At 65.3% G+C, this 19,881-nt stretch carries 14 protein-coding genes and 3 pseudogenes; 10 read left to right on the top strand and 7 right to left on the bottom strand.

The annotated features are described in order from the left end of the window. Window positions 1-90 precede the first annotated feature (90 nt). Window positions 91-739 (bottom strand): annotated as a pseudogene (locus tag JN22_RS00270) (IS630 family transposase); the annotation flags it as partial. A 162-nt stretch (window positions 740-901) separates the two neighbouring features. Beyond that, window positions 902-1,315, bottom strand: a pseudogene (locus tag JN22_RS00265) (helix-turn-helix domain-containing protein); the annotation flags it as partial. 514 nt (window positions 1,316-1,829) lie between these two features. Here JN22_RS00265 and JN22_RS00260 point away from each other — a divergent pair. Further along, a protein-coding gene (locus tag JN22_RS00260; protein ID WP_143268071.1) for an IS630 family transposase occupies window positions 1,830-2,872 on the top strand; the annotation gives its coding sequence in 2 pieces (ribosomal slippage) (window positions 1,830-2,313 and window positions 2,313-2,872; 1,044 coding nt in all). Between the two features lie 167 nt (window positions 2,873-3,039). Here JN22_RS00260 and JN22_RS34680 read toward each other — a convergent pair. From JN22_RS34680 to cas5c, 3 genes are read right to left on the bottom strand one after another with little or no spacing between them, the layout of a single operon-like run. After that, window positions 3,040-3,525: a type I-C CRISPR-associated protein Cas8c/Csd1 gene (locus JN22_RS34680; protein WP_143268070.1), complete on the bottom strand. Its 486-nt coding sequence runs from the start codon at window positions 3,523-3,525 to the stop codon at window positions 3,040-3,042. Continuing rightward, a complete protein-coding gene (cas8c, locus tag JN22_RS00255; protein ID WP_143268069.1) occupies window positions 3,525-4,751 on the bottom strand; it encodes a type I-C CRISPR-associated protein Cas8c/Csd1 in 1,227 nt (408 codons plus the stop codon). Before cas8c ends, JN22_RS34680 begins: the two co-directional genes overlap by 1 nt. After that, on the bottom strand, window positions 4,748-5,419 hold the full coding sequence (gene cas5c / locus JN22_RS00250) for a type I-C CRISPR-associated protein Cas5c (RefSeq protein WP_085552006.1): 672 nt from the start codon (window positions 5,417-5,419) through the stop codon (window positions 4,748-4,750). The genes cas8c and cas5c overlap by 4 nt, the downstream gene beginning before the upstream one ends. Before the next feature lie 1,390 nt (window positions 5,420-6,809). Here cas5c and JN22_RS00245 point away from each other — a divergent pair. Beyond that, complete coding sequence (locus JN22_RS00245; protein WP_085552005.1) at window positions 6,810-8,006, top strand: IS256 family transposase; 1,197 nt, start codon at window positions 6,810-6,812, stop codon at window positions 8,004-8,006. Window positions 8,007-8,606: 600 nt separating this feature from the next. Here the strand turns inward: JN22_RS00245 and JN22_RS00240 are convergent. Both JN22_RS00240 and JN22_RS00235 read right to left on the bottom strand, forming a co-directional pair. Then, on the bottom strand, window positions 8,607-9,803 hold the full coding sequence (locus tag JN22_RS00240) for an IS256 family transposase (protein WP_085552005.1): 1,197 nt from the start codon (window positions 9,801-9,803) through the stop codon (window positions 8,607-8,609). Window positions 9,804-9,947: 144 nt separating this feature from the next. Next, window positions 9,948-10,499, bottom strand: a complete 552-nt coding sequence (locus JN22_RS00235) for a helix-turn-helix domain-containing protein (RefSeq protein WP_179166000.1) — start codon at window positions 10,497-10,499, stop codon at window positions 9,948-9,950. A 491-nt stretch (window positions 10,500-10,990) separates the two neighbouring features. Between JN22_RS00235 and JN22_RS00230 the strand changes: the two genes are divergently transcribed. The 8 genes and pseudogenes from JN22_RS00230 to JN22_RS00195 form a co-directional block, all read left to right on the top strand. Further along, complete coding sequence (locus JN22_RS00230; protein WP_085552003.1) at window positions 10,991-12,634, top strand: B12-binding domain-containing radical SAM protein; 1,644 nt, start codon at window positions 10,991-10,993, stop codon at window positions 12,632-12,634. Then, on the top strand, window positions 12,609-13,475 hold the full coding sequence (locus tag JN22_RS00225; RefSeq protein WP_085552002.1) for a phytanoyl-CoA dioxygenase family protein: 867 nt from the start codon (window positions 12,609-12,611) through the stop codon (window positions 13,473-13,475). Before JN22_RS00230 ends, JN22_RS00225 begins: the two co-directional genes overlap by 26 nt. A gap of 44 nt (window positions 13,476-13,519) precedes the next feature. Further along, on the top strand, window positions 13,520-14,299 hold the full coding sequence (locus JN22_RS00220; protein WP_179165999.1) for a phytanoyl-CoA dioxygenase family protein: 780 nt from the start codon (window positions 13,520-13,522) through the stop codon (window positions 14,297-14,299). Between the two features lie 163 nt (window positions 14,300-14,462). Next, entirely contained in the window at window positions 14,463-15,308 is an 846-nt protein-coding gene (locus tag JN22_RS00215; RefSeq protein ID WP_396021883.1) for a TauD/TfdA family dioxygenase, read from the top strand. Continuing rightward, complete coding sequence (locus JN22_RS00210; RefSeq protein ID WP_179165997.1) at window positions 15,299-17,266, top strand: B12-binding domain-containing radical SAM protein; 1,968 nt, start codon at window positions 15,299-15,301, stop codon at window positions 17,264-17,266. Before JN22_RS00215 ends, JN22_RS00210 begins: the two co-directional genes overlap by 10 nt. 54 nt (window positions 17,267-17,320) lie before the next feature. Next, a complete protein-coding gene (locus JN22_RS00205; RefSeq protein ID WP_085551998.1) occupies window positions 17,321-18,280 on the top strand; it encodes a dimethylarginine dimethylaminohydrolase family protein in 960 nt (319 codons plus the stop codon). Between the two features lie 10 nt (window positions 18,281-18,290). After that, a complete protein-coding gene (locus JN22_RS00200; RefSeq protein WP_085551997.1) occupies window positions 18,291-19,577 on the top strand; it encodes a hypothetical protein in 1,287 nt (428 codons plus the stop codon). A gap of 94 nt (window positions 19,578-19,671) precedes the next feature. Beyond that, a pseudogene (locus tag JN22_RS00195) lies at window positions 19,672-19,878 on the top strand (transposase); the annotation flags it as partial. Window positions 19,879-19,881: the final 3 nt, after the last annotated feature.

Genomic DNA, 19,881 nt, shown 5'->3' with positions numbered 1-19,881 from the left:
AGCACGTTTCCCGCTCCGGCGGGCGGAACTGTCGGCAGGCACCAGATCCCCTTATCAGAGTGCGGCGCGATAGGTGTCATACCAAAGCCGTTAAGTTTTGACCTGTAAGGCCCATGAGTAGCCGCATGTTGCTCGGATACGTCCGGGTTCGGCGAGGATTTGGTTCCAGACCCGACAGTAGACATCCAGAATGGTGTTGAGGTCGAGGAAGAGCCTGTGGGCCAGGAGATTGTCGCGCATGAACTGCCAAAGCCTTTCGATGGCGTTGAGTTCCGGACTGTAGGGCGGGAGCGGAACGAGGGTGATGTTGGCTGGCACGACGAGGTCGCCGCTGGTGTGCCATCCCGCTCCGTCGATGACCACGGCGGCGTGGGCGCCGGGTGCGACGGTACGGCTGATTTCCTCCAGCATGAGGGTCATCGCCTGGGTGTTGGCGCGTGTCATGACGATGGCGGCCCCGGTGTGGCGTGCCGGGCAGACGGCGCCGAAGAGATAGGCCGACTTGAAGCGGTGATCGCGCACGGCGCGTGGCCGGCTGCCACGCGACGCCCATCGCCGGGTCAGGGTGCCTTTCTGGCCGATGCGGGCTTCGTCCTGGAACCAGACCTCCACGGCGCCCGCTTCGGGATGCTCCTTTCCGATGGCGGCGAGCCGGTCGGCAAAGTTTTTTAAACGCTTCCTGGGCCGCCGCGTCGGTCTTGGGATGGATCGGGCGCGGGGTGAGGAAGGACAGCCTCATACCAGTACCGGAAAGTTCCGACCTGTGGTCGGAACTTTCCGGTCCCTCAAACGCCGGGCGGCCCGCCTCCGCGGGCCTTGGCTTCGCGGGCATGGGCCCGCGCGGCCGCAGTCGCGGCCGATACCAGAGCCAGAAGTCAAAACTTTCTGGCTCTGGTATCATCCGGTACAAGCGGTCCTGCATGCCGGAGCGGCTGTAGTCCGCCCCGAAATACCGCAGGGCCAGTTCGCGGATATGCCGAACCCGGTATTCGACGATGCCGTCCCGCTCGCTATCGGGCCCGGCGGCGATCAGGGCGGCCAATTCCGCCTCCAGGGCATCGGCCAGAAGCGGCGGTCGGCCGGTGCGGGTCCGATCCCCCAGGCCCTCCACGCCTTCGGCGTTGTAGCGCACGACCCAGTCGCGCAGCGTCTGCCGGTCCATGCCGGCTTGCCGCGCCGCCGCCTCCCGGCTGGTGCCGTCCAGCGCCATGGCGATCGCCAGCAGGCGTCGGCAAACACGGCCGTCGCTCTCGCCACGGGCCAAGCGACGCAATTCCTCGGAACTCAGATCAGTGCAGATCTTCAAGGCAGGCATGGCGGGGGGCGCTCGAGGGTGAGGTCCAACACAGGGAATCACCACCGACCCCAAACCGCAACCCACAGCCACACAGAGTCAGAAATTTCCGGCTCTGGTATAACCGGGCGGTCGAACCACTGTCGCGAAAGGGGCCATGGCCACCTTGCCGGCATGCCGTCGGCGACCAGCTGGGCCAGCACCGGCCCGGCCGGCTCTTCGATCTCCACCGCGACCGCCAGCAGATCGACGTCGAGGCCCTGCGCCTAGTGCCCGCTGTTCGGCGCCGACGGCGCGGCGCCGCCCTGGGCGATCCGCTCGCCGGCAGTCAACATCGATCAAAATTTTCACGCATCCGATGATTCGTGGAGTAGAATACACTCGGTAAAAGGGTGTCACGAAAAGGAATAATTTCGCGCACAAAGGTGTGCGTGATACCGGAGCCGGAAATTTCTGACTCTGTGTGGCTGTGGGTTGCGGTTTGGGGTCGGTGGTGATTCCCTGTGTTGGACCTCACCCTCGAGCGCCCCCCGCCATGCCAGCCTTGAGGATCCGCAGCGATCTGAGTTCGGACGAGTTGCGCCGTCTGGCCCGTGGCGAGAGCGACGGCCGTGTTTGCCGACGCCTGCTGGCGATCGCCATGGCGCTGAATGGCACCAGCCGGGAGGCGGCGGCGCGGCAAGCCGGCATGGACCGGCAGACGCTGCGCGACTGGGTCGTGCGCTACAACGCCGAAGGCGTGGAGGGCCTGGGGGATCGGACCCGCACCGGCCGACCGCCGCTTCTGGCCGATGCCCTGGAGGCGGAATTGGCCGCCCTGATCGCCGCCGGGCCCGATAGCGAGCGGGACGGCATCGTCGAATACCGGGTTCGGCATATCCGCGAACTGGCCCTGCGGCATTTCGGGGCGGACTACAGCCGCTCCGGCATGCAGGACCGCTTGTACCGGATGAGGCTGTCCTTCCTCACCCCGCGCCCGATCCATCCCAAGACCGACGCGGCGGCCCAGGAAGCGTTTAAAAAAACTTTGCCGACCGGCTCGCCGCCATCGGAAAGGAGCATCCCGAAGCGGGCGCCGTGGAGGTCTGGTTCCAGGACGAAGCCCGCATCGGCCAGAAAGGCACCCTGACCCGGCGATGGGCGTCGCGTGGCAGCCGGCCACGCGCCGTGCGCGATCATCGCTTCAAGTCGGCCTATCTCCTCGGCGCCGTCTGCCCGGCACGCCACACCGGGGCCGCCATCGTCATGACACGCGCCAACACCCAGGCGATGACCCTCATGCTGGAGGAAATCAGCCGTACCGTCGCACCCGGCGCCCACGCCGCCGTGGTCATCGACGGAGCGGGATGGCACACCAGCGGCGACCTCGTCGTGCCAGCCAACATCACCCTCGTTCCGCTCCCGCCCTACAGTCCGGAACTCAACGCCATCGAGAGGCTCTGGCAGTTCATGCGCGACAATCTCCTGGCCCATAGGCTCTTCGCCGATCTCAACGCCATACTGGATGTCTGCTGCCAAGTCTGGAACCAGATCCTCGCCGAACCAGGACGCATCCGCTCCACATGCGGCTACCACTGAGCCTTACAGGTCAAAACTTAACGGCTTTGGTATCACTCCTCGGGCTCGGGAGCCGCGTCGGCGCCGTCCGGGTCGGGCTGGGACGCCGGGCCGGCAGCCTCCGGGGCGGGCTTGCGGGTGTGGCGCTGGTGGTGATAGCCGACGGCGAAGCGGCCTTGGCCGAGCGGCTACAGCTGACGCGGCAGGCTCATGTCCATCCCGCGCATGATCTCGTCGATCTCGCGCTCGAACCAGACAGCGAGGCGGCGGGTCCGGCGATCCCGGTGCAGCGCCGCCAGATGATGGGTGGTGGTGCGCAGCAGGCCGGGGAACACGTTGGCCGGGGTCGCCGAGGCGGCACCGTAGTAGCGGTCGCGGACGCTGGCGTTGAGCCGCCCGAGGGCGGCACGCTGCGCGTTCTCGAGGACGGCGAACAGCCGTCCCAGCCGGTAGGCTTGGTCGGATTCCGTACGGTCGAGGCTCACGGGCACCCCCTGGGTCGGGTTGGTGGACGGATCGGCGGCACCCCGCCGGTGCAGGCGGGCTTCGCGCTGGAGGATGGCCTTGCACAGGGCGGCGCGTGGGCCGTCGGCCAGCTCGCCGGCGCGCAGGCGCTGGATCACCGCCGCCAGCAGGGCCCGCGGGTAGCGGTCGCCGGTGAGGATGGCCCGCATCAGTTCGCCGGCGAGCTGGGGCGGGATGTCTCGGGCCGCCCCTGCCGCGCCAGGGCGTGGAGCAGCGCCTCCGGTGCCGGTGGCCGTCTCCAGGCCGGTGGCTCGAGCCGCAGATCGTCCCAGTGGGCGGTCAGCCGCTCGAGCAGCGCCCCTGCCGTCAGCACCTGCCAGAAGCGCACCGACAGGCGCGGGCCGTTCGGCGCGAGGCCGAGGACATGCACGCGGACCTCGGGCTCGACACCGAGCGCGGCGGCCCGGCCGGCGGACGGTGCGTCCAGCCAGGCCCAGCTCCGGACAGGGGCGGGTCGGTCGCCCTCATCGCGGTGACGATCGGGCGGGCCGGTCGGGAGCAGCACGGCGGCGACCAGCGCCTCGACCCGGCGGGCCGCCGCCTCGCCGTGGACGGCGGCGTCGGCCCAGAACACCGTGGTGGTGTCGCCGATCCGCAGCCGGCAGCCGCTGCCCGGCGCCAGCAGGGCGTTGAGCGCCGCGCCGTACTGAAAGGCGGCGGCCTCAGAGACCGGGGCGTTGTCGCCCTGCCGCTTGCCGTGCGAGGTGAAGGCGGCTTGGTGGAAGGAGACCAGCGACGCACCGGTTTCGCGGGCGCCCGACACGCCCTTGATGGCGGGGTGCAGGCGGGCGACCAGACACACCGCGTCCGGCCGGTTGCCGTTGGCGGCGTGGGTTTCCCAGAGCGCCCGCGCCGCCGGCCGGTCGTGCAGGAAGCGGGGCCGGCCGGCGGCATCGCTGTCGCCGGCGAGGCGGAAGGCCAGGGTGCGGTCGAGCAACGCCGGCGAGAACGGTGGTTCCGCGAAGCGCTCCGGGGTCCAGCGGCGCAGGAAGCGCAGCAGCGTCCGCAGGCCGGGGTCCTCGGTGCCGGCGAGAAGCCGCTCGTGCCAGGCGCGGAAGGCGTCGGCGCGGGCCGCGTAGGCTGCAGGCTCGCCGCCCTCCGCGGAACGGCCGAGGCCGAGGACGTAACGGCTGTTGTCCCACAGGAAGAAGGGCGGCGGCCGGATCCCCGAGCGCTTCGCCGAGCGCGGCACCGTCAGCGCTTGGCCTCGGCCCGGCGCCTTGCCAAGCCGCAAGTCGTCGCAGGCGACCGGCTCGCCGTCGGCGGCGAGCACGAGGCCGAAGGCGATGGCCTCGGAGCTGTAGCCGAAGGGGGCAACGGCGTGGCGGCGCTCCAGCCGGCGGTAGTGGGCGGTGAGGGCGGCGAGGACGCTCATGGCCGCACCGCCGCCGCGACGAAGGGCGGAACGTCGATGACCCCGTCGCGCAGGACGGCGTGGAAGAAGCGGGAGGCGCGGTCGGCGGCGTAGTCGATGTCGAGCAGCATCAGGCCGAGATCGCGGTCGCGCTGGTCGTCGGGCAACCGGTGCGCCGGCGGCGGGCCCTCCCACAGCGCGACGTCGGCGGGAAACTCGCGGGTGCCGAGACACGGGGTGCGGAAGCATTGGCCGCGGCGGGCACGGCGGGTGGCGATGGCCAAAGGCTCGTCCAGCCGGTCGCCGGCCGGAGCGTCGTCGGTCAGGATGAGATGGGCGGTGACCAGATAGTCGACCTCGACCAGGATGGTGGCGGCGCGGCGCTGGTGGTTCTCGGTCGCGGCGCGCGGCAGGGCGTGAAGGTCACCGGTGCGCATGGCGTGGCGCACGGTGGCGACCGGGACGCGATCCCCGACCTCGTTGCGGCTGAGCGACTGGAAGCGGATGGGGTTGAGCACGTGGATGCGGTCGATCACCCAGCGCAGGCCGGGACGCCAGTACACGGCATCGAAGATGCCACGGGCCGCGGAGGGCGTGATCACCTCATAGGAGGCACGTTCGGTCTTGAACTCGGCTCGGGAAAAACAAGCGCGCGCGCCCGAGACACGCAGTGTGAGGCTGTAAGACATGAGGCCTCCTACGACGACGGTTCGACAATAGAATAAGCGAGCCTCAGACTTGGTGAAGAGGGTTATTCGTGATAGACTTCCGATAAAACTCCCTAACATATATGCTAATCTAGCGAAACATTGTTTTTTATTGGCACTTGTCTTGTACCTTTTGCAATGCTCTGAAGGCCGCTGTCTTCAAACGATATCTTGCGACCTGGATAACAGGAGGAGCCGAAGGCTTCTCCTGTGAGAGGTCACAACGGCATGTCAGTCAAAATCCGGATGGCAGGCATCCAGGCGTGGCGCCGACCAAGCGATCGCTGCCCCTGGAGGCGTTGGGAATTTACAAGGAGGCTCGCTGGGCGGGAACCGTTTTCACAGCGGTTCCGCGTCCTCGTCCGCCGCGTTGGCGTGCGGTTGTGGACGGATCATTTTATGTGTCCACTGTGACAGGTTATGGGGGCTGGCGGAACAGGTTATGGTTCCATCCAGAGAAGAAGTCTGCAAGGAACCATAAAGTGCATCTAGCACGTATTGATTTCATTGAGGAATTCAGAAAATCTGGAACCATAAAGTGCCTCACTGGAACCATAAAATGGTCCCCAGAGGCGGTTTTGGAACCATAAAGTGGTTCTGTGAAAAATGCCGATGAACATAGGAATCTCGTTAAAAAGGCCTGTAATTTTATGCCCGCTTCGCGGGAAATCGCTCTCCTCTATGGTGGTCGCAGTTGATCCGTTGCCCCAATCTGTCCGCAGGCAAAAAAGGCGGGGAAGGTATCATGCCTTTCCCGCTGAAGGTTCACACAGTCACAAACCAGGAAGCCGACACCGCGGCAGCCTGAACGCCAACCAGGGTCAGGTCATCCGAAATGCCGAAGACGATGCGCGCATCGCTGTGAATCGGCGCGGGGGTCTGATACCGATCGGTATGGGAGCGCGTTGGTAATGATGGAAACTCTGGGGGCCCGGCCGCGTGCTGTTTCACACCCCGTCAACAGCCGATAGCTTGGACCATCACCCTGTCAGCGCGACTTTCGAAGCGGGCTGTTACACTGCGACAAATTATGTCGAAGTCACGGCAACGCACAAGACTTGACTGCGCACGCTTGATAAAGCAGTGGCAGGAGCTGTCATTGCGCCCGATTCTGCCACCGGTCATAATTCAGCGCGCGGTGGTGGCGGCACACCACCGATCCGCAAAACACGGCGATCATGGCAAGAATGCGGAAATCCAGCGAGCATAACGGGTCGCGTCCCGGTGAGTGGTGTCCGAACGTGAGGCTGGCCCGCCGGAGCGCTCCCCCCTAGCTGGCGCAGGCGGGCCAGCCGTTCGGAAGCAGGCGGTCACCGTGTGTCTTCGGTAAGTTGAGGTTGCTTGACGACCATCAACTGTGACGGAGACCACGATGACCGAGGACAGGATCGCTCTTCAGGACCTGATTGGGAAGAGCGCCGACGCTGACTTCCTGCGCGAGATGGTCGGTTTCGCCGCCCAGCGGCTGATGGAACTGGAGGTCGAAACCTTGTGCGGCGCCGGTTACGGCGAGCGCACGGACGAGCGGCAGACCAAGCGCAACGGGTATCGCGAGCGGAGCTGGGAAACCCGCGCCGGGGCCATCGACCTTCGGATCCCCAAGCTTCGGCGCGGCTCCTACTTCCCGGCCTTCCTGGAGCCACGGCGCACGGCGGAGAAGGCGCTGGTCGCGGTGATCCAGGAGGCCTACGTGCAGGGCATCTCGACGCGCAACGTCGATGACTTGGTCAAGGCGATGGGCATGACCGGCATCTCGAAGAGCCAGGTCAGCCGCCTGTGCCAGGACATCGACGAGCGCGTCCAGGCGTTTTTGAACCGGCCGCTGGAGGGTGACTGGCCCTTTGTGTGGCTGGACGCCACCTATGTCAAAGTGCGCCAGGACGGCCGCATCGTCTCGGTTGCCGCCATACTCGCCATCGGCGTCACCACCGATGGCCGGCGCGAGGTGCTGGGGCTCGGTCTCGGGCTGTCGGAAGCCGAAATCTTCTGGAGCGAGTTCCTGCGCTCCTTGACGCGCCGGGGGCTGCGCGGAGTGAAACTGGTGATCGCCGATGCTCATCTCGGGCTGAAGGCCGCCGCTTCCAAGGTGCTGGGCGCGACACTCCAACGGTGTCGTGTTCATTGCATGAGGAACCTCCTGGCCTGCGTCGGCAAGGCGCACCAGACGATGGTCGCCGCCACCATCCGCACCGCCTTTGCCCAGGAGACCGCCCAGGCCGCCCACGAGCAGTGGCGACACGTCGCCGACAGCCTGCGGCCGCGCTTCTCCAAACTGGCCGCCTTGATGGACGAGGCCGAGTTCGACGTGCTGGCCTACATGGCCTATCCCAAGGACCTGCGCACCAAGCTGCACTCCACCAACCCCTTGGAACGCCTGAACGGCGAGATCAAGCGGCGCACCAATGTCGTCGGCATCTTCCCATGCGAAGCCGCCGTCACCCGACTGGTCGGCGCCCTGCTGCTGGAGCAACACGACGAGTGGGCTGTATGCCGACGCTACATGACCATGGAAAGCTTGGCCGTGCTGTGCAACCCTGCGGGCGACCCGCTTGTCATCTCAGCGGAGTAAACCGGCAGCCTCAGCGCGCCGAGGAACACGAAGCCTCCTCAGACACCACACCCCGGGGCACGATCCGCCCGCGCGCTCGATGGGTGCCGACGCCGGCAAGGTCGCCATCCGCGACAATATTCGGGGTAAGCGAACGCGGACGGTTTCTGGTGTCTCCGGCCCAACCGCGAGCACAATGCAGTCGCGAGCCCCATCGAGCGGTCGGTGTGGATCGATGGCGCCCGCAGCGTGCTGGCGCAAGAACTGTCGCCAAGTCTTGCCCATTTCGGACGCTGGACGCGCCGAATGTTCGATTCGTCGTTTAGCTTGGATGTAGATGCGTCCGCCCTGGGACGTGATGGCCATCCAATCGTCGGTATCCTGGCCGGTTTCGCTGGCCACATGAACAAGCAGAGTTGGGTTCGGCAGCCCGAAGGGAGGCAGTCCAGCAAGGAAATGAGCGAGGAGATAAGCGCCGACGGCATCCTGATACCGGCCACCGCCGGACATCGCGGCGCCACCAGCGCTCTGCCGTTCGGCCTTGCTGACGTTATGCGATCGTGCCCCGGGGTGTGGTGTCTGAGGAGGCTTCGTGTTCCTCGGCGCGCTGAGGCTGCCGGTTTACTCCGCTGAGATGACAAGCGGGTCGCCCGCAGGGTTGCACAGCACGGCCAAGCTTTCCATGGTCATGTAGCGTCGGCATACAGCCCACTCGTCGTGTTGCTCCAGCAGCAGGGCGCCGACCAGTCGGGTGACGGCGGCTTCGCATGGGAAGATGCCGACGACATTGGTGCGCCGCTTGATCTCGCCGTTCAGGCGTTCCAAGGGGTTGGTGGAGTGCAGCTTGGTGCGCAGGTCCTTGGGATAGGCCATGTAGGCCAGCACGTCGAACTCGGCCTCGTCCATCAAGGCGGCCAGTTTGGAGAAGCGCGGCCGCAGGCTGTCGGCGACGTGTCGCCACTGCTCGTGGGCGGCCTGGGCGGTCTCCTGGGCAAAGGCGGTGCGGATGGTGGCGGCGACCATCGTCTGGTGCGCCTTGCCGACGCAGGCCAGGAGGTTCCTCATGCAATGAACACGACACCGTTGGAGTGTCGCGCCCAGCACCTTGGAAGCGGCGGCCTTCAGCCCGAGATGAGCATCGGCGATCACCAGTTTCACTCCGCGCAGCCCCCGGCGCGTCAAGGAGCGCAGGAACTCGCTCCAGAAGATTTCGGCTTCCGACAGCCCGAGACCGAGCCCCAGCACCTCGCGCCGGCCATCGGTGGTGACGCCGATGGCGAGTATGGCGGCAACCGAGACGATGCGGCCGTCCTGGCGCACTTTGACATAGGTGGCGTCCAGCCACACAAAGGGCCAGTCACCCTCCAGCGGCCGGTTCAAAAACGCCTGGACGCGCTCGTCGATGTCCTGGCACAGGCGGCTGACCTGGCTCTTCGAGATGCCGGTCATGCCCATCGCCTTGACCAAGTCATCGACGTTGCGCGTCGAGATGCCCTGCACGTAGGCCTCCTGGATCACCGCGACCAGCGCCTTCTCCGCCGTGCGCCGTGGCTCCAGGAAGGCCGGGAAGTAGGAGCCGCGCCGAAGCTTGGGGATCCGAAGGTCGATGGCCCCGGCGCGGGTTTCCCAGCTCCGCTCGCGATACCCGTTGCGCTTGGTCTGCCGCTCGTCCGTGCGCTCGCCGTAACCGGCGCCGCACAAGGTTTCGACCTCCAGTTCCATCAGCCGCTGGGCGGCGAAACCGACCATCTCGCGCAGGAAGTCAGCGTCGGCGCTCTTCCCAATCAGGTCCTGAAGAGCGATCCTGTCCTCGGTCATCGTGGTCTCCGTCACAGTTGATGGTCGTCAAGCAACCTCAACTTACCGAAGACACACGGTGACCGCCTGCTTCCGAACGGCTGGCCCGCCTGCGCCAGCTAGGGGGGAGCGCTCCGGCGGGCCAGCCTCACGTTCGGACACCACTCACCGGGACGCGACCCGGGCGTGGGCGTCGAACACCATCTCCTGGGTCTGGCGCGGGTAGACCGCCACGAACGGCATGCGGCTGTGGCACAGGCGGGCATGGGCCACCTGCACCTTGGTTGTCACCCCGTCCAGGATGATCCACTCCTCCGCCCAGTCGAACTGGTACGCCTCGGCCGGGGCGAAGGTGAGCGGAACGTAGGCGTTCACCGGCCCACTCGGCGGCTGGCGCTGCTTGAAGCGCTTGATGTAGCGCCGCACCGTGTCGTAGCCGCCCTGGAACCCGGCATCCTTCAGCCGTCCGAAGAGCCCCAGGTAGTCGAGCCGGTCACGCACCGGCCGCCGCTCGTTCTCCGTGATCAGCCGTTCCAGCTCCTCCTGGAACCCGGCCAACTTCGGAAGCGGCTGGTGCTGGCGTTCGTAGCGCGGCGCCGTCTCGCCCGAACGCAGGTATTTCGTCACCGTCTCCCGCGACACCTTCAGCGACCGGGCAATGGCCCGGATGCTTTTCCCCTTCGCGTGCTCGCGTCGTATCCGTGCGATCGTCTCCACCGTCAACATCCCTGTCCGCCACCCTGTCGTCCAAACCCAGGGTCGTAGTCTGCCAGATCAGGGGTGGCTGGTTATTGGACGCCGATCACCCCTGAAACTGGCCCAGTGTTGCAGGCCGATGCACAGCGCGCTCCTCAGGCTCTGCCCTACGGGCCCGCTGGAATTGTCGATGACCGCGTGAACGCACGCTCCAGCCCTCCATCGGCGAGACGGCAAACGTATCGTGATCCCGGGTCGGACTGGCAGGGAGCACCCGCATGTGGCGAGCGGCAGGCAAAGCGCACAAGAAAAATTGTCGAACCCGGCGAAATTGTCTGATTATGGTGGCGATGACGGCCGAATCACCGCTCTGAAATAGAATAAACTGATTTTACGTTCTAATTTTTCTGGAAACAGGCTATCCTGCCTTCGGAAAGGACGGATCCTCCCCTCTCTGTAAACTGCGGGTTCAAAGTGGTTCAGCTGCTCCGGTGCCCGAAGAGGAAAAAACCATGTATGAGCTGAGAGAACTGTTGGACTCCGGCAGATTCACCGCTGAAAGCAGTGCGATGACCCGGGTCGCGCTGCTGCACCGCAGCTTTCGGGTCCTGGACCGTGAGCGCGGGATCGGCAGAAAGGCGTTCGCGGCGCATTTTCCTCCACTCGGCCTGCTCAATCTTGTCCAGTCCCTTCGCGACGACGCGTCGTTGGGGCTGGTGAGCCTCCCGGAATTCCAGGTTTTCGACGAGGAATCCTTTTTCTCGGAGGATGAGCTTTTCCATGCCGTGCAGGAATATCTGGCGGGCGCCCCACGGCGGATTCTGGCGTCCAGCACCTACACGTTCTCGATCGACGGACTCGAGCGGTTCCTGAGCCGGTTCGACCGGCGGGAAACACTGCTCCTGCTTGGCGGCGCCCACGTCACCGTAGCCCCCGAATCCGATTTTGCGCACATTCTGGTCCGGGGCGAGGGCGGGGCCGCGATGCGGCATATCCTGAATGCGCTCGGCACCACCGGTTTGGGGCAGGGCGAGGGCGGAGAGGGGCTTTGCTTCAAGCTGGACGGCGTCGTCCGCCGGGGGCGGGCGGTCTTCGACCGGTCGCTGGAAACCGTCTCCAGCCCCGGTTTCGCCTATAACCTGCTGGAATCGGGCGGCGACGGCCAGCGGGCGGCATTCGAAACCAACCTGACCCGATTGATGGGGCAGCGGCCCCAGATCTATGTCTGCACCCAAAGCTGCCGAGCGCGGTGCACGTTCTGCTCCACCTATCTGGTGCATGGACACAGCAAGGCGCGCCCCGTCCCGCTGATCGAGCGCGACCTTGCCTATCTGACCGGGGATCTCGGGCATGACTGCATCGAGTTTCACGACGACGATCTGCTCCAGCACCCGCGATTCGACGATTTGCTGACGGTGCTGGAGAGGATCGGCGTCCCGTGGTTCTGTTTCGGCCGGGCGGAAACCATCGACGGCAATGTGGCGGAGCGGATGGCGCGAGCCGGGTGCCGGCGGATCTTCCTGGGCATCGAGGCGATGGACCAACCGACACTGGACTACTTCAACAAACAGACGAGCGTGGCCCACAACCGGGAGGGGGTGATCGCTCTGGCCGCGGCGGGGATCGACACGGTGGCCGGCTTCATCATCGGCGCCCCGCACCATACCGTCGAGGGGATGCTCACGGCTTTCGACACGTTTCTCGAACTTCCTCTCTACGGGATCGCCTGTAGCATTCTCAGCCCGGATCCGGGGACCGTCGAGTTCCGCCGCGCGGTCAACAGCGGCGGCGACATGCTGGCCGTCCTTGGCGGAGACCGCCACGCAAGCCGGGTCAAGCCGGATCTGGAGCGGTTCGGCGCGCTGCAGCCCGCCGGCCTGCCGACGGTCTGCGAGGCGGTCGACAAGGCTGAACTGAACCGCATGCACGTCCTCATGGAGACGGCGTTCTATCACCGCTGGCCGGTCTATGAGCGGCTCGTGGAGGGTCGAAGCGACCGGCAGGTAGCGCGCATACAGGCGTTCTACGCCTATCTGCGGACGGCCTTCCTAAATCTGGACATGTCTTCGGCGCATCCTTTGGTGCGTGACAGGGCCCACGCCTTGAGGACAACATTGGAGAGCGACTGGCATGACGCTGCAAGAATGTGTGGCTAAAAGCGCCGATTGTCAGCTTGAAGACGCGGTCCAGCTGTCGGCGGGCGCTGTCGCCTCTTACCGCGAGAGTGGGTTCATCCGTGCGCCCGCCGCCCTCGGCGCGGCGGTGGTGGCGTCGTTGCGGGAGGCGGTCGCCGACCTGCGGGCCGGACGGCGATGCAGGGCGCTGGACCCAATACGGTCCGAAATCTGCCGTGAGGCCAGCGCAAACGCGGTCTGGCGGATCAACCAAGCGTGGTGGCTGCACGAGACCATCGAGCGGCTGGCCACCAGCACCTTTCTCGGTTCGGTGGTCTCCGCACTGATCGGCGAGGACGGAGCCCGGCTGTGGGGGGACGTGGTGATCGGTAAACCTCCCGGCGCGGCCTCTTCGGGGGGCGTGGTCGGGTGGCACCAGGACGCCGCCTATTGGAACGGCCTACAGCGGGACAACATGTGCACGGCCTGGGTCGCGCTACAGGACACGGACGAGAACAACGGCGGGCTGATATATCTGGACGGATCCCACCGATGGGGCCTTCTCGCAGGCTCCCGCGCCTTCTTCGAACAAAATCTGGACGATTTGCGCGATCGCCTCCAACGCCCGGGAGAGGTATGGCGTCCGGTCCCCATGGCGCTCAGGGCCGGCGAAATCACCCTTCACCACGGGCTGTGCCTGCATGCTTCCGGGCCGAATCCGGGCAAGAACGAACGGGTCGGGATCGCTATCCATTTCATGCCCATCGGCTGCCGGTTCACCGGGGGGCCCGAAGCCCATCGGATCCTGGGCGCCGTGCGGCCCGATCTGGTGGCCGGAGACATCCTGGACGGCCTGGACTTTCCCGTGGTGTGGCCTCGGTGACGGGGGAGCATAGTCTGCGGCCGGGGCAAGGCCATGGCGGCGGCTTGTCCGAGGCGGAGGCGCTCGCCTTCGCCCGATCGGGCTGGAGCGGCCCGCATCAGCTTTTCGACGAAGCCACCGCCCGCCGCCTAGTCGCCCATCTGGATCGGGCAGTTCTCTGCTCGCCGTCAGCGGCGGGTGGACATCCCCAGAAATCCCGCTATCTCGACGATCCGTTGACCGCGGCGATCTGCACCGATCCCCGGATCGTGGCGAAGGCGCGCAGCATCCTCGGCGGATCGCTGATGCTGTGGCGGTCCCGCTACTGGGACAAGCCTCCGGGGGGACACGCCATTGGCTGGCACCAGGATGGCGCCGACTGGCCCATCGAGCCCATGGCAAACGTCACCGCCTGGGTGGCGCTGACCGATACGACCGAGGAGAACGGGGCGCTGGAAGTCTTCGCAACCCGGGAGCCCGGCTATCTGCCACATATCCGGACGCCGCGCCCGGACCTCATGTTCAACAATCGGATCCCGAAGGAGTGTCTGCCGCAGGGCGTCGGCACCCGGCTCCTGGAACTCAAGGCGGGGCAGTTCGTGCTTTTCGACGAAACCGCCCTGCATCGCTCCGGCCCCAACCGGTCGTTGGGGCGCCGACTGGCGTTGGCGGTCCGGATCACCCGGCCCGACGTGCTGGTGCGGCACGACGCCATCTTTGCCGAGCACGGCTGCGTCACCCTTGCCGGACAGGAGTCGACGGTGAACAGGCTCGTGCAGCCGCCGAACGGTGGCCGCAACGTTCTTGACGTGCTGGAGGACTATGAAACGGAAACGGGCCGGTGACGGTTCGTCCCACACACCGGACACCGTTCCACAGCAAACAACCGCTATGCGGGTTCTAGAGATATGATACGCCCTCTGCGGATATATCTTGGTTTCCCAACCACCATGCAGAGAAATAGCACAAGGGCCGGGGCTCGGCGATGGGGTGCTGGCGCAGCCGGCCATGGCGCCCCGAAGTGGCCGGCATCGGCTTCAGGGGAATCCGGCATTGGGACATGGAGCGACGGGGAGATTTGCCGTGTATGGGATCAGATACGACGAGATGGCTTGGCGCTCGGATGTTCCCGAAGACGTCCGGTCGGAAATCGAGACCGGCAGCGGTGCTGTCATGCTCACCGGGATGCCGCTCGATGACGGCAACGCGGCTTTGCTGCTGGTGGCGGGCCAATTCGGCGGCGTTCTGACGGACGGCATCTCGTTCTCGTCGAATCCGTTGGAGCCGGGCGGGGTGTACCGGATCGAGGCGAAAGGCGACGGGGTCGCCGACGACGAGGGGCATCTGGTCTACTCGACCTCCCCCTGCTTCTTTCCACTCCACACCGACGGATACAGCGCCTCCGTCGCGCCCGATATCCTTGTTCTTCTCTGCGTCCGTCCGGACCGCCAGGGCGGCGGCGGGTCGCTCCTCGCAGCGCTGGACGACGTCCTGCCCCGCCTGTCGCAGGAGGAAAAGGCTAGGCTGGCGGAGCCTGTCTACCCCTCCCTGTCCGGCGCGCGACGGATCGTCGCGGACGGGGAAATCCGGTTCAATCCGATGGAAGTCGCGCGGTGCCGGCGGCTGGGCTTCACGCCGCCCCCGGAGGAGAATCTCGCCGCGCACGCCCGGCTGAACGAGCTTTTCAACAGTGACGGCATCCTGAAGCAGGTCCATTTGACCGACGGCGACTGCCTGATCATCAACAACCGCCGCGTCGTGCACGGGCGGCACGAATATTCCCCCAGGGGCTCAAGGCTCCTCAAGCGGCTATGGATACAGGCGCCGGAGAGGGGGCGCCCGCCATGCGCGTAGGAATTGTCCCGGCCATTTACTTTCACAGCAATTCGCGCTTCACGCAGCCGAGGGTACCGTTCGAATGTCTGGAAGTGGCCGGGGTCGCCCGCGCCCACGGGATCGGCGTCACCATCACGGATTTCAACAACCGCCAAGCCAGCATCCGGTGCCAGGACGACGACGCCCTGTTTCCCGGCCTGCCCCTGGACGGCCAGTTCTATGGCCGGGCTTCGGCCGTTCTGGCCGAAACCGGGGCGGATCTGTTCATCTTTCCCGTCACCATCCACACCTCCGGAACGTTGTTCCATTCGTTGAAGATCGCCGAATCCCTACGCGAACGCACGGATGCGCCGATTGTCTTTTGCGGAGTGGCCCCCTCGGCGGTGGACGAATCCCTGCTGCGCCGATACCCGTGTGTGGACGTGGTGATAAAGGGCGAAATTGAGGCGACCCTCGACTATCTGCTGGAGTTGGCGGCGGCGGGCACGGTGCTCGACCGGACCGCCCTGGCCGCGGTTCCCGGCCTCGCCTACCGTGGCGTTGGTGGCTTCGCGCGCACTCCGGAGCGCCCCCTCATCGCCGACTTGGACACTCTTCCGCTGCCCGCCTTCGACCTTTACGGGGATGTGATCCGGGCCATCACCGCCCTGTCGCGAACCCGCCCGCATCTGTCCGTCGAAGAGCACACCCATGTGGAAGCCGGCCGAGGCTGTCCCTTCAGTTGCAATTTTTGCGCGAATCCCGGCTTATGGAGGCGCCGTTACAGGGTGAAGTCGCCTCACCGCTGCGTCGAGGAAATTCTTTACTGCGCCCGGAATTTCGGCGCCGACAAGTTCGTTCTCCATCACCAGCTGTTCACCGGCAACAAGCGTTGGACCGCCGCGTTTTGCGAGGCGCTGACGGCGGCTGGCCTCGCTGTCGAATGGTCGTGCTTCACCCGTGCCGACTGTGTGGACGAGCCCCTGCTCGGAATGATGGCCGCAGCCGGGTGCAACACCATCCTCTACGGCATGGAAAGCGCCTCCGATGCCATGCAGGCAAGCACTGGTAAAAGGCTGAAGCGAACCGACGCAGCCAGGAACATCCTGGCCACCTCGGCCTGCGGCATCAAGCCGCACATGTCCTACATCGTGGGCCTCCCCGGCGAGACCATGTCCGACCTTGAGGAAAGTTTCCGCGAGTATCTGCACTACGACCAGATGGCCGGCTTCGATTCCCAAATCGGCTTTCTGTCGCCGGTTTCCGGTTCGTCGATCCAGGAAACGCACCAGGCCGCGCTGCGCTATGACGGGCTTTCCACGACCACCTGGTACAACCGTTTTTTCGACAGCGTGTCTGAAGCCGAATTGATCGGCGCCCCCGATGTGTTTCCAAGCAATTTCTATCTGGAAAGCGGCGTCCCCAGAGAGGTATACCGGTCCCTGAAATTCTTCGAGTTCACCGCGTCCTACTTCCCGGCGACCGTCCGACGCCTCATGGAACACGGGCATTTCGCCACGGTGGAACGGACGCATTCGGCGGCCATGGCATGGCTGTCGGGGCGGGTGGGCGACGCGGAGCTGCTCCAGGGATTGCTGCATTGGCGCACGGAACTCCGTGACATTATCGTGCACGTCTTCGGCTTCGTGTCCTTCCTTGCCGAGGAAGAGGGAGAAGCCGCGCCGTTTCTCAAGGATCTCGCCCGGTACGAACACTTATGCGCCCAGGCCAGCATCTGGACGATGGAACAGGATCTGGAGGAAATCGCCAACGGCGCGCCCGCTGCCGATGCCGAGGCGCGGTTGGACATTCTGCGGCCCCATTTTTTCGCCTACCCCGTCGACCAAGCGGCTGTAGCGCCTGAGCCGCTCCCCGATCGACGCCCGACCCGGATCACCCTGGCCCGCGCGCCGCAGGGGCGCCTGTCCATGGCGGTGGAGCGGGACGGCGAAACCCTGATCCGGGACGTACACCGCCTCCACCAAGTGGAATTCTGAGACCATGTGGATTTAGACAAAGAAATCCAATTGCCAAGAAGGAAGACTCAGCCGATGACGTCCGTTGCCCATACTCTCTCGCTTATGGCTGCCGAGCACGAAGTGACCCCAAAAGCGGTTCTCATTCATAATCCCGTCCATTGCGGCGCGCTTGATGTCTTCGACGGCGACGCGGACCTTGATTACCTGCTTTTCCGCGAGCGCCCGGACACCCGGCGTTTCGCCGCACAATACGATGCGTTCCACGACACGCTTTCCCAACATGTCGCACAGGTCATCGTGCTGGAATCGCTCCTCGGACCGGTGGAGCGTGCGCGTCTTGGGACAAATCCCAATCAAGTCTACACCCGGGACGCCATGATCACATTGCCCTGGATGCCGGGCAACTGCATCCTCTGCAACATGGGGCCGTCCATCCGCAAGCCAGAGCGCGACACCATGGCCGCGGCGGCCAAGGCCCTTGGCCTGCGGAACCTCGTCGACGTGCCGCCTCATCTGACGCTCGAAGGCGGCGACGTCATCCCGTTTTCCAGGGCTGGGCGGCGGACGCTGCTGATCGGCTACGGGCCGCGGACCCAGCTGGACACCGCCCGGTTCCTTGCCCAAGCGCTGATTCCTCATGCGGTGGACGAGATCATTGCCATCGAACTCGGCAATTGGCGGATCAACTTGGATGGCGGCTTCGTACCGGTGGCGGCCGATGTGGCGGTGGCGCACCTGCCGAGCCTGCTGTCGGCAATCCAGATCGATCTTCACGGCACCCGCCCGATCGACCTGCCCACGATGCTGCGCGACAGCGGCTTCACGATCATCGACGTCAGCTTCGAGGAATCCCGGTTTCTGCAAGCGTGCAACTGCTTCTGCCTCGGCGATCGCCGGATCGTCTGCTACGACCTGTGCCCCCGGGTTCTCGACCTTTTCCGCGAATCCGGCATAACGGCGCATGCCGTTCCCGGCTCGGAACTGGTCAAGGGCACCGGCGGCCCCCGTTGCATGACCCGTCCCCTTTACTGAGGAGCGGGACATGCCCAATGTCCTGCGAGGGGTGAACCATGTCGACGCCCCCCACTTGCCCCCCGCCGAGTCCGAGTCCGCTTGGCACGCGCTCCGGGAAATGCAGTCCCTGGGGGTGCGCTTCGGCGACATCGAGACTTTTCCCTGGCTGGTGGGCAGCGCGCCATTCCGCTTGCCCCGTTATGTCTGGGACCGGCTGCAATTGGCGGGCGAAGCGACGTTCGCCTTCGTCGATGCCGTCCAGCAGTTCTACCGGGACGGGGAGCCGGTGGTGCGCAGCACGCTGGACATCAACACGCCGAACAATCTGAAGGGATTGCAGATCGAACGGCCGATCCACACCTTCCGGCTGGACATCATCCTGGAGCGAGGGCAGCCGCGAATCACCGAAATCGAGGAGGTATATGGCAATGTGGGCAAGCTCCATGCCATGGAAGCCGCCTATGGACTCCGCTTCGACCGGTTGTTCGAGAACTTTGCGGAACGGAAAATCGAACACATCTATGTCGATGACAGCGTCACCAATTATTCCGGTGAACTAACGCTGATGCGAAGCCGACTGAAGCGCAGTTTCGGCATGGATGTGCCCCACACCTATTTTTCCGCGTTCGACAGGAATGGACAGGGACGATCAGCGTGGCGCTTCTGCTACACGCGGGACTTTTCCCAATATGACCAGGACCATCAACACCGGATCGTCGGGTCCGACTGGAACTTCACTAACCCGCTGTTTCATGGCTACGGCACCAAGGCGTTGCTGGGCTTGGCCTATGACGAGGAGATTGCGCCCGCTCTGCGCTTGCACATGGGCGAGGCTCTGTTCTCGGCCCTCCGGGACGCGGTTCCCCGCTGCCGCATGGTCAAGTTGAACGAGGATCCGCGCCCGCTCTATGCACTTCATAAGCAAGGGGTCTTGAAGATCGTTGACTGCCCTGGCCATCCCCAATACGCCTGGGGAAGCCGGGGCGTCTTTTTCGGCTTGGGGGCTCGGTCCCGCTGGCAAAACACCGTCGACGCGGCGGTCGCCGGAAGCGTGGTCGGCCGGCCGGACATCTCGGGCGTGGCCTATGTTCTCTCCGAACTGGTGGAAAGCGACCAGTTCGATGTGCCGTTCCTCCACCCTGTGACCCACAAGATCGCGATCATGCCCCGAGCGAGAATGCGCTTGGCGCCTATTTTCTTCCGCAATGGATCGCGGGTCGAACAGGTTGGCGGCCACGCCACCTTCGTCAACACCAGCCGCAAGGTCCATCTGGGGCAACACGCGGTCTGCGTCCCGATCGCGTCGCCCGCTTGATGAGAGCATGCAGAAGTGTGGGGCGGTCGAGTAGATCGGCGGATCCGGGGGGTGGAGGGTCGGAACTTCTGGAAAACGGACCTCCTGATGCCCCGACGCCCGCTCCTGTGGAGTGCCCGCGGTCGCGACGTTCGCCGCCGGCTTGGAGCAGGATGGCGCTGCCGTCCGGGCCGCGCTGACGATACCTTGGAGCAGCGGGCAAGCCGAGGGACAGATCAACCGCCTCAAACTGCTCAAGCGCCAGATGTACGGCAGGGCCAATCTGGACCTCCTCCGGCGACGAACGCTGCTCGCTGCCTGATCC

Origin of the sequence: Azospirillum agricola, from assembly GCF_020005195.1 — a bacterium.
GTDB classification, from domain to species: domain Bacteria; phylum Pseudomonadota; class Alphaproteobacteria; order Azospirillales; family Azospirillaceae; genus Azospirillum; species Azospirillum agricola.
This window is presented reverse-complemented; position numbering and strand designations above follow the sequence as displayed.

What these genes read in the sequence shown, in the direction of transcription:
- JN22_RS00245 (WP_085552005.1), top strand. Translation starts at nt 6,810, where the DNA reads ATGACCGAGGACAGGATCGCTCTTCAGGACCTGATTGGGAAGAGCGCC.
- JN22_RS00225 (WP_085552002.1), top strand. Translation starts at nt 12,609, where the DNA reads ATGACGCTGCAAGAATGTGTGGCTAAAAGCGCCGATTGTCAGCTTGAA.
- JN22_RS00200 (WP_085551997.1), top strand. Translation starts at nt 18,291, where the DNA reads ATGCCCAATGTCCTGCGAGGGGTGAACCATGTCGACGCCCCCCACTTG.
- cas5c (WP_085552006.1), bottom strand. Translation starts at nt 5,419, where the DNA reads ATGTCTTACAGCCTCACACTGCGTGTCTCGGGCGCGCGCGCTTGTTTT.
- JN22_RS00210 (WP_179165997.1), top strand. Translation starts at nt 15,299, where the DNA reads ATGCGCGTAGGAATTGTCCCGGCCATTTACTTTCACAGCAATTCGCGC.
- JN22_RS00205 (WP_085551998.1), top strand. Translation starts at nt 17,321, where the DNA reads ATGACGTCCGTTGCCCATACTCTCTCGCTTATGGCTGCCGAGCACGAA.
- JN22_RS00215 (WP_396021883.1), top strand. Translation starts at nt 14,463, where the DNA reads ATGGCGCCCCGAAGTGGCCGGCATCGGCTTCAGGGGAATCCGGCATTG.
- JN22_RS00240 (WP_085552005.1), bottom strand. Translation starts at nt 9,803, where the DNA reads ATGACCGAGGACAGGATCGCTCTTCAGGACCTGATTGGGAAGAGCGCC.
- cas8c (WP_143268069.1), bottom strand. Translation starts at nt 4,751, where the DNA reads ATGAGCGTCCTCGCCGCCCTCACCGCCCACTACCGCCGGCTGGAGCGC.
- JN22_RS00230 (WP_085552003.1), top strand. Translation starts at nt 10,991, where the DNA reads ATGTATGAGCTGAGAGAACTGTTGGACTCCGGCAGATTCACCGCTGAA.
- JN22_RS34680 (WP_143268070.1), bottom strand. Translation starts at nt 3,525, where the DNA reads ATGCGGGCCATCCTCACCGGCGACCGCTACCCGCGGGCCCTGCTGGCG.